Annotated in this window: 10 protein-coding genes; 4 read left to right on the top strand and 6 right to left on the bottom strand. The window is 65.0% G+C overall.

Annotated elements, in window-relative coordinates:
* Nucleotides 1-246 precede the first annotated feature (246 nt).
* On the top strand, nt 247-1437 hold the full coding sequence (locus P3T18_RS31630) for an O-succinylhomoserine sulfhydrylase (protein WP_429303906.1): 1191 nt from the start codon (nt 247-249) through the stop codon (nt 1435-1437).
* Between the two features lie 108 nt (nt 1438-1545).
* Here P3T18_RS31630 and P3T18_RS31625 read toward each other — a convergent pair whose 3' ends face one another.
* Together P3T18_RS31625 and P3T18_RS31620 are read right to left on the bottom strand one after the other, a co-directional pair.
* Nucleotides 1546-2319: a helix-turn-helix domain-containing protein gene (locus P3T18_RS31625; protein ID WP_429303905.1), complete on the bottom strand. Its 774-nt coding sequence runs from the start codon at nt 2317-2319 to the stop codon at nt 1546-1548.
* A gap of 34 nt (nt 2320-2353) precedes the next feature.
* Nucleotides 2354-2695 carry an FKBP-type peptidyl-prolyl cis-trans isomerase gene (locus tag P3T18_RS31620; RefSeq protein ID WP_074770998.1) on the bottom strand — a complete coding sequence of 114 codons (342 nt, stop codon included), beginning with the start codon at nt 2693-2695 and terminating at the stop codon, nt 2354-2356.
* A gap of 185 nt (nt 2696-2880) precedes the next feature.
* Between P3T18_RS31620 and P3T18_RS31615 the strand changes: the two genes are divergently transcribed.
* The 3 genes from P3T18_RS31615 (at nt 2881) to P3T18_RS31605 (ending at nt 5919) form a co-directional block, all read left to right on the top strand.
* Complete coding sequence (locus P3T18_RS31615; RefSeq protein WP_429303904.1) at nt 2881-3687, top strand: sensor histidine kinase; 807 nt, start codon at nt 2881-2883, stop codon at nt 3685-3687.
* Between the two features lie 93 nt (nt 3688-3780).
* Nucleotides 3781-5130 carry a hemolysin family protein gene (locus P3T18_RS31610; protein ID WP_429303903.1) on the top strand — a complete coding sequence of 450 codons (1350 nt, stop codon included), beginning with the start codon at nt 3781-3783 and terminating at the stop codon, nt 5128-5130.
* A gap of 66 nt (nt 5131-5196) precedes the next feature.
* The gene (locus tag P3T18_RS31605) at nt 5197-5919 is read left to right on the top strand and encodes a sulfite exporter TauE/SafE family protein (RefSeq protein ID WP_429303902.1); all 723 of its coding nucleotides are present in this window, start codon (nt 5197-5199) and stop codon (nt 5917-5919) included.
* Between the two features lie 43 nt (nt 5920-5962).
* Here P3T18_RS31605 and P3T18_RS31600 read toward each other — a convergent pair whose 3' ends face one another.
* The 4 genes from P3T18_RS31600 to treZ all read right to left on the bottom strand — a co-directional run bounded on the left by P3T18_RS31600 (nt 5963) and on the right by treZ (nt 14590).
* Nucleotides 5963-6985 carry a dipeptidase gene (locus P3T18_RS31600; RefSeq protein ID WP_429303901.1) on the bottom strand — a complete coding sequence of 341 codons (1023 nt, stop codon included), beginning with the start codon at nt 6983-6985 and terminating at the stop codon, nt 5963-5965.
* A 563-nt stretch (nt 6986-7548) separates the two neighbouring features.
* Nucleotides 7549-10416: a malto-oligosyltrehalose synthase gene (treY, locus tag P3T18_RS31595; protein ID WP_429303900.1), complete on the bottom strand. Its 2868-nt coding sequence runs from the start codon at nt 10414-10416 to the stop codon at nt 7549-7551.
* Nucleotides 10413-12665, bottom strand: a complete 2253-nt coding sequence (gene malQ, locus P3T18_RS31590; RefSeq protein ID WP_429303899.1) for a 4-alpha-glucanotransferase — start codon at nt 12663-12665, stop codon at nt 10413-10415. The genes treY and malQ overlap by 4 nt, the downstream gene beginning before the upstream one ends.
* Nucleotides 12662-14590 (bottom strand): malto-oligosyltrehalose trehalohydrolase, encoded by a 1929-nt coding sequence (treZ, locus tag P3T18_RS31585; protein ID WP_429304014.1) that lies wholly within the window; start codon nt 14588-14590, stop codon nt 12662-12664. Before treZ ends, malQ begins: the two co-directional genes overlap by 4 nt.
* Between the last annotated feature and the right edge of the window lie 96 nt (nt 14591-14686).

The raw sequence follows: 14686 nt of genomic DNA, 5'->3' as shown, positions 1-14686 counted from the left end.
GTGTTAGCATGAGGGCTTGCGTCGATTTGAACTCAGCTTGCGGACGCGGGGCAACCCAAAACAGCTAAAGCGAATGGTGGACACGCCGCAATCATCCGCCTCCGCTCCAGCTTTTCCCCGCACATGAAGCCCGCTTATGCCGACGCAAAGCGGGCTTTTTTGTTGCTGTCGTTCGGTGCGTATTGGCGTCTTTCATGACACCGTGCGCGCTGGATGCAGCCTGGAACATTGGAAAACAGAACCAACATGGACGACTCCCTGAATTTCGACACGCTGGCAGTACGCTCGGGCACGGTGCGCAGCGACTTCAACGAACACTCGGAAGCGATCTTCCTCACTTCGAGCTTCGTGTTTTCCAGCGCCGCGGACGCCGCCGAGCGCTTCAAGAATTCCGAAGACAACTACACATATTCGCGCTTCACGAACCCGACCGTCTCGATGTTCCAGGACCGTCTGGCCGCGCTCGAAGGCGGCGAAGCCTGCATGGCCACTGCGTCGGGCATGGCCGCCATCATGTCGGTCGTGATGTCCACGCTGCAGGCCGGCGACCATCTGGTGAGTTCGCAAGCGCTGTTCGGTTCGACGCTCGGCATGTTTTCGCAGATCTTCAGCAAGTTCGGCATCACCACGACCTTCGTCGATCCCACGGATCTCGAGGCGTGGAAAAACGCCGTGCGTCCCGAGACGAAAATGTTCTTCCTCGAAACGCCGTCGAATCCGCTGACCGAAGTGTCCGATATCGAGTCGATCAGCAAGATCGCGAAGGCGGCGAACGCGCTGTTCGTGGTCGACAACTGTTTCTGCAGTCCCGCATTGCAGCAGCCGCTGAAGCTCGGCGCGGACGTGGTGATGCATTCGGCCACCAAGTTCCTCGACGGTCAGGGCCGCGTCCTCGGCGGCGCGCTGGTGGGCTCGAAGCAGTTCATCATGGAGAAGGTGTTCCCGTTCGTGCGCAGCGCCGGGCCGACCTTGTCCGCGTTCAACGCGTGGGTCTTGCTCAAGGGCATGGAAACGCTGTCGCTGCGCGTCGATAAACAGTCGGCGAACGCGCTGGAAATCGCGCGCTGGCTGGAGGCGCATCCGGCGGTGAATCGCGTGTTTTATCCGGGGCTCGAATCGCATCCGCAGCACGCTTTGGCGATGCGTCAGCAAAAGTCGGGTGGCGCGATCCTGTCGTTCGAGTTGAAGGGCGACACGCCCGAAGCGATGCGTGCAAACGCGTGGCGCGTGATCGACAACACGAAGATCTGCTCGATCACCGGCAACCTCGGCGACACGCGTACCACGATTACGCACCCTGCCACCACCACGCACGGTCGCGTGACGCCCGAAGCACGCGCGGCAGCCGGCATTACCGAAGGGCTGATCCGTCTGGCCGTGGGTCTGGAAAATGCCGCTGACATTCGCGGCGATCTGGAGCGCGGTCTGGCTGGTTAAACGACGCGATACGTTCGTATCGGATCGCTTCGAACTTCGAAGCGATCGCGTCGGCAGGCGAGCCGTGCAACGCGGCTCGCTCGCGAAAAAGGATGGATCGACGGCAGCTTAGTGACGCAGCGCGCGCCACTGGCCGGGCGCGAGACCGAAGCGTCGCGTGAATGCGTGGGTATAGGCGCTCTGGTCGCCGAAGCCGATTTCGAGCGCGATGTCGGTCAACGAAAGGCGTGCGTCGGCGAGCAACGTAATGGACGTGTCGAGCCGCAGCCTTTGCAAATAGCGATGCGGCGTTTCGCCGAAGGCGTCGATAAACAGCTGATGAAAGCGCCGCATGCCAAAGCCGCAATGCGCGGCGAGGTCGGCGATGCGCAAAGGTTCTGACAGATGCGCGCGCAGCCAGCGGTCGATGCGCGCGAAGTCCAACCCCGGCGCCAGAGCCCCCGACGTCATGCCCGCGTCGGCCACCAGCGCGGCGCCCAGGCGTGCCGCAGCGTCCCAATGAAACCGCCGCGTGTCGAGATCGTCGATGCAGGCGCCGCCAGTGGCGTGCGCCGCGATGCGATGGACGAGTTGCGTGAGCGACGCGTCCACGGTAACCGCGCGCGCCCGCTCGAACAGCCGTTCGGGCACCGCGAGCGACGCAGCCGGCAAATCCAGCACCAGTTGCCGGTTTTCGCCGACGCCCGCGTAATCGTGCCGCGCGCCTGCCGGAATGAGCCAGGCCGAGCCGGCGTCGATCTGCTGCGCGACGCCGTCTACGGCCATCACCATCGCGCCGTCGAGGCCGAGCACCACCTGGTGAAAGTCGTGCACGTCCGACGCTTCGATTGCGCCGTAGCGGCGCAACGAAACGCTAGGCGCGTGGACGGCGGGGTGGCTCATCGGCAGTCTGTCCGATTGTGAAGCGGCGAAAAACTCAAACGTCGAGCAGTTCGACTTCGAACACGAGCGTTGCGTTCGGCGGAATCACGCCGCCCGCGCCACGCACGCCGTAGCCGAGTTGCGGCGGAATCGTCAGCTTGCGCGTGCCGCCGACCTTCATGCCTTGCACGCCTTCGTCCCAACCCTTGATGACCATGCCGCCGCCCAGCACGAAAGCGAACGGGTCGTTGCGGTCCTTGCTCGAGTCGAACTTCTGGCCGTCGGTCAGCCAGCCGGTGTAGTGCACGCTGACGGTCTTGCCGGCGACCGCTTCGGCGCCGCTGCCTTCAACGATGTCTTCGTACTTCAGGCCGGATTCAGTAGTCACAGTCGACATGTATCGCTCCTCAGGTCAAATCGTAAAAACCGACATTGTAGGCGTGTTGGCGCCGCATCGCCGAGCTTTGCCGCGTGGCATGCGGATTGCGTCCGCTTTGGCCGTCCGGCCAGGCTGGTCGCGCCGGACGGCATGCCTATAATGAGGCTTCCATCCATCTTCAAGCATTGCCTGAGGGCTCGATCGTGACAACGTCTTCAACCGGAACGACCGGTGAACAGCCGGTTGGTGCCGGACTCGTGGTATCCGAACGCACCGCGCATCTGCGCGCCGAAACCGCGCTCTTCATGCGCGACCATGTGCTCTCGCTGGTATCGCACGATTTGCGCGGTCCGCTGAATGCCATTCATAGCTGGGCTTACGTGCTCGAACGCAAGCTCGACGCGAACGACCCGAACTCGCAACGCGCCGTCACCGGCATTCGCAACGGCGTCGATCAACAGGTCAAGCTGCTCGAAACCATCGTCGACGCAACCCGCGCGGAGACCAAGACGCTCGCGCTCGCGTATGCGTCGTTTCCCCTGCATCCTTTACTCGACGAAACCGTCGAAGAAGTGCGCACCGGCCTCGCGCGCTCACGCGGCGTCGAGGTGACGGTCGACTCACAGCTTGCCACCGAACAGCTCAACGGCGACCGCGAGCGTCTGGCCGCCGCGTTGTGGGTCATGGCTACGTTCGCAGTGGAAGCGAGCGCGGAAGGCGCCACGGTCACCGTGGGCGCGCGTGCCGACGCTCATTTGTGGCACGCCACCGTCACCTTCAACGCCAATGCCGACGCGCTGCAGGACACGGCCTTGCCGCATCTGCTCGAAGCCTTTGCCCGCAAACAGGCGCTCGAACCGCGCGAAGCCAAGCGCATAGCGTGGGTGCTGGCGCTGTGCAAACGTGTGGCCGAAGCGCACAGCGGCAGCTTCGAGCAGAGCGAGCCGCAGGACGGCGAAGCGACCACGCTCGTGCTGCGCGTGCCGCTCAGCGCGACGGCCAGGTCATAAGCGGCCGTCCGTGCAACGCGGCTTTTTTGCGATTTGCTTTCACCGGACTTGCGCCCTCTATACTGACAACTTTCGTTGCCGGAGCTTTTCGCTTTGATCCAGGTTGTCGCCCTCATCGGTGCGTTGTTTCTCGTCGCCCTCAACGGCTTTTTCGTTGCTGCGGAATTCGGTCTGGTCAAGCTGCGGCAGACACGCGTGCAGAGCCTCGCTTCCGCTCACGGAATGCGCGGGCGTCTGCTGGCGAAAGTGCACGGCAGGCTCGACGCCTATCTGTCCGCCTGTCAGCTCGGTATTACGCTGGCGTCGCTCGGGCTCGGCTGGATCGGCGAGCCGGCGTTCGCGGAACTGCTCACGCCGCTCTTCACGCTGGCAGGCGTGGAGTCGGAGAAGCTGATCCACGGCATCTCGCTGTTCTTCGCGTTTTCGTGCATTTCGTTTCTGCATATCGTGGTGGGCGAACTGGCGCCGAAGTCGTTGGCCATCCGCGAAGCCGAGAAGGTCTCGCTGTGGGCCGCCACGCCGCTCTACGGCTTTTATTGGGCCATGTACCCGGCCATCTGGGTGCTGAATACGAGCGCCAATGCCGTGCTCAAGCTCGCCGGTCTCGACGCGGACCACGGCCACGATTCCCACTATTCGACGGACGAACTCAAGCTGATTCTGCGCGGGCGCCGCACCAACGTCGTGAGCGAACTCGGCTCGCCCGACGGCGCGGGCGCCTACAGTCAGGACGAATGGAACACGATCGCCCATTCGCTCGATTTTTCGCGCATGACCGTATCCGACCTCATGCGCCCGTCGTACGAAATGATCGGCTTGCGGCGCGATCTGCCGATGCGCGAGAACATGCAGGTCGTGGCGCAGCACCGCTTCAGCCGTTACCCGCTGTTCGAAGACGCGTCCGGCGAGCGCGTGGCCGGCATGGTCCACCTGAAAGACCTGTTGCTGGCGCGCCATGCCGGCAGCACGCTCGACGACCTGTCGAAATATGCGCGACCCGTTCAATACGTTAAGCCCGATATGCCCGCGCTCGAACTGTTCCGGCGCTTTCGCAAAGGCGCGCCGCACTTCGCGCTAGTCGGTCACAAGAACGCGAAGCCGATCGGCTTTCTGACGCTCGATAACCTGCTCGGCGCGCTGGTTGGTCAGATCCACGACGAATTCCGTCAGGGCGACGCCGACTGGACCCGCATGGACGACGGCACGCTGATGGGCAAGGGCAGCCTGCCGGTGGTGTCGCTGGAGCGCGCATTGGGAATCGACATCGACGAGGGCAAAGCCGAGTCGGTGGGCGGCCTCGTGATTCAGGCGCTCAACGATCTGCCCACCGAAGGCCAGCGGGTCGATTTCGATCGATTCGACGTGGTGGTCAAGAAGATGAAGGGGCCGCGTATCGTGCTGGTGCGCGTGTACCCGAAAGTGTTCGACGACGAAGGCGGCTAGTCCGCTGCTGACATGCTGACCGACACATCGCTCGAGTAAAATCGTCGTCCAGACTTCGGGGGCGACATGGGATACGTGCTGGTGTTGGGCGTCGGTTTGCTGGCAGGGACGCTGAGCGGCGTGATCGGCACCGGCTCGTCGATGATGCTGATGCCGGTTCTCGTCATGCTGTTCGGGCCGCAACAGGCCGTGCCGATCATGGCGATCGCCGCGATCATGGGCAACTTCGGCAAAGTCCTCGCATGGTGGCGGGAGATCGACTGGCGCGCCTGCGCCGCCTATTGCATCACCGCCGTTCCCGGCGCCGCGCTCGGCGTGCGAACACTGCTGGCCTTGCCGCCGCACGCGGTCGAAATTGCGCTGGGGCTGTTCTTCGTGGCGATGGTGCCCACCCGCCGCTGGCTCGCGCGGCGCGAGGTCAAGTTCGCGCTCTGGCATCTTTCGCTGATCGGCGCGGTGGTCGGGTTTCTCACGGGTATCGTGGTGTCCACGGGGCCGATCACGGTGCCGGTATTCATGGCGTATGGCCTCGTCAAAGGCGCGTTTCTCGCCACCGAAGCGGCGGGATCGCTCGCCGTGTACGGCGCGAAAGTGGCGGTCTTCAGCCACTTCGGCGCCTTGCCGATGCATGTCGTCATCGACGGTCTCATTACGGGTTCGTCGCTCATGCTCGGCTCATTCGCCGCCCGGCGCATCGTGGTCCGCATGAGTCCCGCGGCATTCAAGCTGGTCGTGGACGGCCTGATGCTGTCGTCGGGCCTGTCGCTATTGTGGGCGGCGGGCCGTTAGTCCGGCGAGCGCATCACCGCCGCGAGCGCATCGCCGCTGCGCCTCATCCCACCGACACTTCGAACACCCGTCGATAGTTGCCGCCGAGAATGGCGGCGACTTCCTCTTGCGTGAATCCCGCCTGCAAAAGTGCGCTTGCGAGATCCGGCAACTGTTCGTAGCTGCGTAAAACCGGCGGCGAGATAAAGCCGAGCATGTCCGTTCCCAGTCCCACGTGTTCCACACCGACCACGTCGGCCATGCGCTTGACGCCCTCGGCCATACCATGCAAATCGCGAAACGAACCCGAACTCGGCCATACGCCGATCACGCCGCCCGTGCCCGCAATCACGCGCGCATGATCGGGTGTAATCAGCCGGCTGCGCGCGCCGGGATGCGTGGCCAGCGCGGAGTGCGATAACACGAGCGGTTTGGTGGACGTATCCGCCGCGCGTTTGACGAGATCGTATGTGCCGTGCGCAACGTCCACGACGATCCCCAGCGCGTTGCAACGTCTCACCACTTCCACGCCGACGTCGGTCAAACCGCCGTGAACGGGCGGCTCGGTCTGGATATCGCCGAGTTCATTCACGCGGTAATGCGTCAGTTGCAAATGACGCAACTGGTGCTGCGAATAAGCCTCGTCGACGCGATCCACGTGACCTTCGAGGAAGTCGGCGCCCTCGGCCGCAACGATCGCGCACGGCCCGAGCGGACCGAGGCTCTGAAGCGAGGCCGCGTTCGTCACCACGTGCACATGTTCGCGTTCGATCAGGCGATGCGCGCGCTCGAATTCGGTTTGACCAAGCGCATACAGTTCGCCCGGCTGTGGCTCGCGCCAGGCTTCGAAACGCTTGCGGTTGTCGGAGACGCGCGTCACGGTGGTGTCCGTGACGATGGCGAGGCAGATCACGTTCATGCCGCCCGCGCGCATCGGCGCGGCCAGCGGCATGAACGGACGGTTCGCGCCGATCGCCGGATTGCGCGAGACGATGACGCGGCCGGCGTGACTATGCATGTCGATGGTGAGCGCTCCGGCCGGCGCGGTCCACTTCGGCGCGCTCGCGTCCACATTCGCATTCGCCACCGTGGCGTCGTCGTGCGTCTGCCCGTTCGGCTCGGTATAGAGCTGGCGAAGCGGCCGGGCGCACAGGCTGTCAAACCCAGCGCGGCGCCGGATGCCAGAAAGGCGCGGCGGCTGAAGGCGCGCGGCGAGGGTGAGTCGTTGTGTGGCTCGTTGTGCGGCGCGTCCACGGGTCGCGCTTCGATCAGCCGATAACGCCAGCCGGCCGGGTCGTCGAGAAGACGCAGCAGACGGCCGCGCAGCGTCAGCGCTTCCGCGCGAGGCGCCACGGGCCGCGCCATCTGCACTTCGACCGACGTCAGCGGATTGCGCGGCACGCAACCGCCGCAACACGGTTCGTCCGCGCTCAGAAGAAAGTAATCGACCGCTTCCGCCTGCGGGTCCAGCGGAATCATCCAGCCCGTGAGTTCGACGTTCGTGCCGTGCCATGAGTCGGCGGCACCGCTTCGGATGATCGGCCAGTCGATCTGCATCGACGCTCCTTGCGTGGGCGATTTATCGTCGGACGCGCCGTCGAGCGGCGCACCTCTTCGTTGATAGCCAGTTCACGCGTCGTCGCGAATCCGTCAGCTTCGTGGCACGCCGTCCTCCACCAGCACGGCGACCGGCATCGCGCCCAACGCGTCGCGCAAATATAGCCGGCCGCTTTCGTCCACCTTCGGTGCGGCCGGGCTCAACCAGTCGAACAACGCGCGCGCGGCCAGATCGGCCGGCATTTCGATGGCGGTGTCGTCCCACTTCGACGGCTCGACCATCGGCACGTCGCCGGCCTTGTCATCGTCATCGAGCAAACCGGCGGCAAGCCGGCTCGCTATCACGACCGCCCAGGCGTTGCCGTGACGGCGCGCGAACGCGATCACGCTGGCGGCATGCTTGCCGCGAACCGTCAGAGGCAGATAGTTGCTCTGACTCAGCAACTCCGGCAGATGCGCGCGCAATGCCAGTACGCGCTGCACGACGGCCAGCTTGACGCGTCCGTCGCGCCAGGTCGGCAGGAATTCCGAAGGCGGCGTCTGCACGAGCCACGCTTCACGCTGCGCGAAATCCACCGGACGGCGGTTGTCGGGATCGACCATGCTGAAGTCCCACAACTCGGTGCCCTGGTAAAGATCGGGAATGCCAGGCGACGCGAGCCGCAACACCGTTTGCTGCAAGCTGTTGAGCGCACCGGCGCGGCCGATGCGCACAACGAACGCCGCCAGTTCCTTGAGAAAGCCGTCGCGCCGCTGCGGCGCGAGAATGTCGAACAGGAAGTCGCGGCAGCCGGCCTCGTAGGCTTCGTCGGGCGCGAGCCAGTTGGTCTGCAGCTTCGCCTCGCGCAATGCCTTCAACTGCCATTGCGCGACGCGCTCGGCGAGTTCCTTCACGCCGGCTTCGTCGTCCGGGGAAAGCGTGGGCGGCCAGCATCCCACCAGCATCTGATAGAGCATCGCTTCGGCAGCGGGACCGGGCGCCCAGTCGTAACTCGTGTCCTGACCGACGCTGCTGATCGGCGTGCCGTCGAGCGCGCGACGTTGCGGCGCGTTCAACGTGGACCACGCGCGCAACGTGGCACTCCACTCGTCGGCGATTTCGCTGAGCACGGCGAGACGCGCGCGCACGTCTTCGCCGCGTTTGTGATCGTGCGTCGCGGTGGCGAGCATGGCGTGCGGAAAATGCTTCGCCCGCTCCAGATTCGCTGCATGGAACTGTTCGACGGAAATCGAAAACTCGCCCGGATCTGAGCCCACTTCGTTACGCGAGAGCAGCCGCCCGTAGCGATAGCACGCGGTGTCTTCCACCGCTTTTGCGGCGACCGGCGCGGTGAGCTGCGAAAACAACGTCTGCGCGGTGCGTCGCGCGGAACCCGAATGGCTCGGCGGCGGCGCGCCGTTCTGCGCCTGGTTGCCCGCGTTGGCGCGCGGATTCGGCGTATCGTCCGCACTGCCGCCCAGCCATGCATTCACGCGATCCAGCACGACGTAATCGGCGCGCGACAACGCGGCGCGTGCGCCGGCCAGCGCCTGGTCGAAATACACGTTGTCTTCGGCGCTGCGCATGCCGTTCTGCGGATAGATCCGATACACCGGGAAATGCACCACGAGTTCGGTCAGCACGCGCTTTAACGCGGTGAAAGTGAAGTCGCGTGTGGCCAGCGAATCGCGCGCGATGCGATGCAAGGCGCGCGCCGCACGGTCCAGTTCCGCCGAGAGGTTTTCCGCGAGAATCTTGCGACGCGCGGCGAGCGCTTCGTCGGCGAAACGTGCGCTGCGGCCCGTGAGTTCGGCCCACGTTGCGGCCAGCGGTTCGGCGCCCGCGGGATCGTGCAGCAGCGCGCCCACGTCGCTCATGAAATCGTAGCCGGTCGTGCCGTCGACGGGCCAGTCGTCGCGCAACGGCTCGCCGCGTCCGAGAATTTTTTCGACCACCACGTAGGGCGCGGTGTCGCGCAATTCGGTGAGACGTTGCCGCAGACGCTGACAGTATTCACGCGGCTCCGCGAGGCCGTCCACGTGATCGATGCGCAGGCCGTCCACCACGCCTTCCTGATACAGCCGGAACGGCAGCGCATGCACCGCCTCGAATACTTCGGGACGTTCCACACGCACGCCGGCCAGCGTCGAGATATCGAAGAAGCGCCGCCAGTTCACTTCGTCCGATGCGGTGCGCCACCACGCCAGCCGATAGTGCTGCCGTTCGATCAGCCGATGCAGACGGTCGCGCGTCACCGGATCGGCCGGCGCATAGGCCGCCAGCACCATCTCGATTGCGGACGCGCCATGCTGGGCGACGAATTCGCGCAGCTTGTCGCGTCCTTCGACGGCGCGCGGCTGGTCGGTGGGCTGTGTCGTCAGACCTTGAAAGCGCTCGGACAAGGCCGCGAGATCGGCGCGGTCCGCGCTTTGCAGAATCGACGCGTAGTCGGTCGGGCACACGGGCAGCACATGCGGACCATAGCCGATGTAAAAGCGCCCAAGGTCCGCATCGAATTTCAGTTCGATGCGCCCGGCCGCGAGTTCTTCGCCATAAGGCGCGCCGAGTGTCGGCACCAGCACCTTGCCGCGCAAGGCCGGATCGGGAGAGTGCCAGTCCACGTCGAAATGGCGCGCATACGCGCTGTGACGTCCCCATTCGAGGATGTCGAGCCACCACGCGTTGCTGGAGCCGCCTACGCCCATGTGGTTCGGCACGACGTCGATGATGAGGCCCATGTCGCGCGCGCGCAGTTTCTCGACGAGGCGCCTGAGCGCGGCCTCGCCGCCGCATTCGGCGCTGACCTGGGTGTAGTCGACCGTGTCGTAGCCGTGCATCGAGCCGGGCTCGGCGGTCGTGATGGGCGACGCGTACAGATGGCTGATGCCGAGCGCGGCGAAGTAGTCGATGTGCTTCGCGGCGTCGTCGAAGGTAAAGCCTCGGTGGAACTGGAGGCGTAGCGTGGAGCGCGGGACGGTCATGGCGTATCAGGCTCCGAAGAAGCGTTGAAAGAAGGATGGCCGGCGGCGTCGGACGCGTGTCCGGACGCCGCGCGCGCACGATCGACGGCCTGTAGCCGGTCGCAGAACGCGTCGTCGTCGAACAGTTCGTCGATGGGCACGTTCACGCGGCGGCGCCAGTTGGGGTGTTCGTCGATCGAGCCGGGCAGATTCGGTTGCTCGACCTGCGCGAGCAGGTCTTCGAGTGGAAACGTGACGAGCGGGCCGGGGGTGGCCGCGACGAATGCCAGTGCTTCGTCGACGGGCGCCTGGTCGGGCGGCGGCGCGTCCACGTCGGGCGCGGCCACGCCGGCCAGCTGGAACGCGCTCCAGAGTCGCGCACGGTCTTCCGCGCGCTCCTCCTGTGCGGCTTCTTCCGGGTCGCGGCCGTCGGCGCGTGCCATGGTCTGGCCGATCCGGTTGCGCCACACGATGTCGCTGCCGCGCCACCAGCCCGCGACGGTCGGCAGATCGTGCGTCGTGGTCGTGCCCACGGCGTTGCGGTCCCAGTCCTGCGGCGGCTTGAAACCCTTGCCGAGTTCCGCGCCTTCGAACCACAGCACGCGAATGCCGGACAGACCGTGTTCGTCGAGTCGCTCGCGAAAGCCGGGCGGCACGGTGCCGAGATCTTCGCCGATCACGATCGAACGATGCCGCCACGATTCGAGCGCGATCAGCCGCAGCAGGTCTTCGAGCGGATAGCGCAGGTAGGCGCCGTTGCGTGCGCTTTCGCCTTCCGGCACGAGCCACAGCCGGCGCAAACCGAGAATGTGGTCGATGCGGATGCCGCCGGCGTGGGCGAACGCGGCGCGCAGCATGTCGATGAACGCGGAAAAGCCTTGCGTGCGCATCGCGCGTGGCGAGAAGGTCGTGAGCCCCCACGCCTGACCGGCCTGATTGAACAGATCTGGCGGCGCGCCCACCGAAACGCCTTGCAGCATGTCGTCCCGATACGACCACGCGTGACTGCCCGCGCTATCGCACCCCACCGCCAGATCGGCGATCAAGCCGACGGCCATGCCGCTGTCGCGCGCCGCATGCTGCGCGTGCGACAAACCCTTGGCCGCGAGCCATTGCAGGAACAGATGAAAATCCACCTCGTGACGATTCGCTTCGGCGAAAGCCTCGACTTCCGGGCTGCGCGGATCGCGCAACGCCTCGGGCCAGTCGCGCCAATGTCCGTGGCCGTCTTTCTGCGCCAGTTGCGCCGCCTGCAGTGCTTCGAAACGCGCATGATCTTCGAGCGCACGGCCGGCGCGTTCGCAAAAGCCGTGGAATTCCAGCGCGCGCGGCGAGTCTTTCGTGCGCTCGTCGGCGCAGAACGTTTCGTACAGCGCGCGCAAAACCTTCAGCTTCAGCACGACCGCGTTCGGCCAGTCGATCAGCGGCAGCGCTTCGAGTTTTGCCCACGCTTCGATGCCCTGAGCGCCTTGCACGCTTTGCAGCGCAGCCTCGGCGGCCGACGCGCCGAACACCGCGGCCACGTCGATATGCGTGACGTTGAGCCACAAACGCGACGACGGCGAATACGGACTGAAGCGATTCGGCTCCGCGCTGAACATCGCATGCGTCGGGCTGACGGCAAGCGCATGCGCTCCACGCTTTGCGCTCTCGACAGCCATTTGCGCCAGGGCGGAGTAATCGCCGATGCCGCCATCGCCCACGCGCCGCAAGCCATACAACTGCGCGGCGACGCCCCATAGCGGCGGCGCGGTTTGCGGCGCGTCGTTCGCCTCGGCCTCGGCGGCGCCGTCGTGCAGCGTGCGCCATGCATCCGCCACGGTGTAGCAACGCGCCGGCGCCACCGCGAGCGTGATGCGCTGTTCGTTGATGACGAGCGTGTGATAGCCCGGTTCGTCGATCGGCGCGAGCAACGCCTGTTCGCCCTTGGGCGCGGTAAAGCGGCCGTCGATGATCGAACCGCTTTCGAGTTCGATCCGGTAGTGACTGCCGGATTTGATCGCCGCGGCCGGCAGCGCGATGCCGCGCTCGACCTCGGCGGTCATGAGCGGCGGCAGCTTGCGGCCGGACAGTTCAGCGTCGAGCGCCGCGGCGCTTTGACGGATCTGCGTGGCATTGCCGCACGGCAAGCCCATCCGCTCCAGCAGCACCGCCAGCGTGCTTTCGGGAACGTGCTGGGTGGTGTGATGCGCGTCCTGCCACTCCACCTCGAAACCGGCGCGAGTAGCAAGCGTCACGATCGTATCGTTCGGGCGTCGGGTGGCACTCACGCGTTGTGCTCCTGTTGGCCGGCAATGCGGGCGTCATGGCCGCTGGCGTAATCGCAGACGTCGCCGGTGAGCCAGGCGGCAAATGCGTTCGGCGGCAAGGTACCGGCGTCGATCTGCTCACGCACGCGCGGCGGCGTTTCGAAAACGAGTTTGCTTTTGCCGATTTCCGCGGGCATGTCGGTGAGTTTCACGCTGTCCTTCGAGAGATTCAGCGCGATCGACAGCGTTTCGCCGTCGCAGAGTTTCCAGCGCGCAATCAGCGCGTTGGCGTCGCCACCGTTGGCGTCGCTCAACACGGTCGCGCCGAGCGACTTCGTATGCTTCAGGCGCGGCGTAATCAGCTTGGCGCGCACGGCCAGCGCGGATTTGTAGAAGTGCATCCAGTCGAGCCGGTCTTTCGCTTCGTTGGACGAAGCGTCGGACGATGGCTCGGGCGGCGACGATGCCGCGAATGTTTTGACGTCGTTCGGATCGGGAATCTGCGCGCGGCGTTTTTCATCGCTAAACGAGGAAAAGCGCGCAAATTCGCGGCGACGTCCTTCGCGCACGGCGTCGGCGAGATCGCCGGTGTAGTCGGTGAAGAACAGGAACGGTTGCGTCGAGCCGTATTCTTCGTCCATGAACAGCATGGGAATTTGCGGCGACAGCAACAGCAAACCCGTGGCCGCGCGCAAGGCGTCGTCCGTGGTCAGCTTCCGCAGACGTTCGCCGAATGCGCGGTTGCCGATCTGATCGTGGTTCTGCAAAAACATCACGAAAGACGTAGGCGGCAGATGACCGCTCGGTTCGCCGCGCGGCGCGCCGTCGTGAATCGGCGACGGGTCGCCCTGATACGCAAAACCTTCCGACAACACCCGCGCAAGCCGGCGGATCGGCTGGTCTTCGTACGCGTGGTAGTAGCCTTCCGTTTCACCGGTTAGCAGGACGTGCAGCGTGTTGTGCGCGTCGTCGTTCCATTGCGCGTCGAAGTGTTCTTCGAGCAGACTCGCGCTGTTGTGTTCGTTCTCCAGCACCAGATGCACGTGACGGCCATGCTGCACTTTCGCGCGGATATGGTCGGACAATTCTCGCAGCCAACGGTGATTGTCGATCGCGTGAACGGCGTCGAAACGCAGGCCGTCGATGCGATATTCGTTGATCCAGTAGATCGCGTTGTCCGTGAAGAAATCGCTCACTTCGCTGCGGTTGAAGTCGATCGCCGGACCCCACGGCGTATGCGTGCCTTCGCGGAAAAACGAGCGCGCATAGGCGTGCAGATAATTGCCGTCCGGGCCGAAGTGGTTGTAGACCACGTCGAGAAAAACCTGCAGGCCGAGTCCGTGCGCGGCGTCGACCAGCGCCTTCAATTCTTCGGGACGTCCGTAAGCGGAATCGGGCGCATACGGCAGCACGCCGTCGTAACCCCAGTTGTGTTTGCCGGGGAAGTCGTTCAGCGGCATCAGCTCGATTGCCGTCACGCCGAGCGCGGCAAGCGCCGGCAAGCGCTTCTGCACGCCCGCATAGCCGCCCATGGCGCCCACGTGCAGCTCGTACAGCACGGTTTCTTCCCACGGCCGTCCGTGCCAGTGCGCGTGTTCCCATTTGTAGGCACGCGGATCGATCACTTCGCTCGGACCGTGCACGTCCTGAGGCTGAAAGCGCGACGCCGGATCGGGCACTACATGCTCGTCGTCGAGTTTGAAACGGTAGAGGGTGCCCGCGCCGGCGTCGATGGTGGCTTCGAACCAGCCGTTGCCGGTGGCCGTCATGTCGTGCTCGCCCTGGGCCGGACCGTTTTCGATCTGCACCCGCACGTTTTTGCATGAAGGCGCCCAGAAACGGAAGCGCGTGCGCGGCTTCGTTCCCGCCACGCCGAGCAACTGCGCGCTGAACGGCAGGCAATGCGCGTGATGCCGCGCGTGAGGATCGATCGGACTTTCAGACATCATTCGTCACCATTCGGTTTTGCCTGCGAACCGCGTCGTGCGCCTGCCGGACTGGCTCTGCGCGATGACGCGGCGGCTATGCTGTTCGTGCCGCGC

Origin of the sequence: Paraburkholderia sp. GAS199 (genome assembly GCF_050436585.1) — a bacterium.
Lineage (GTDB): Bacteria > Pseudomonadota > Gammaproteobacteria > Burkholderiales > Burkholderiaceae > Paraburkholderia.
This window is presented reverse-complemented; position numbering and strand designations above follow the sequence as displayed.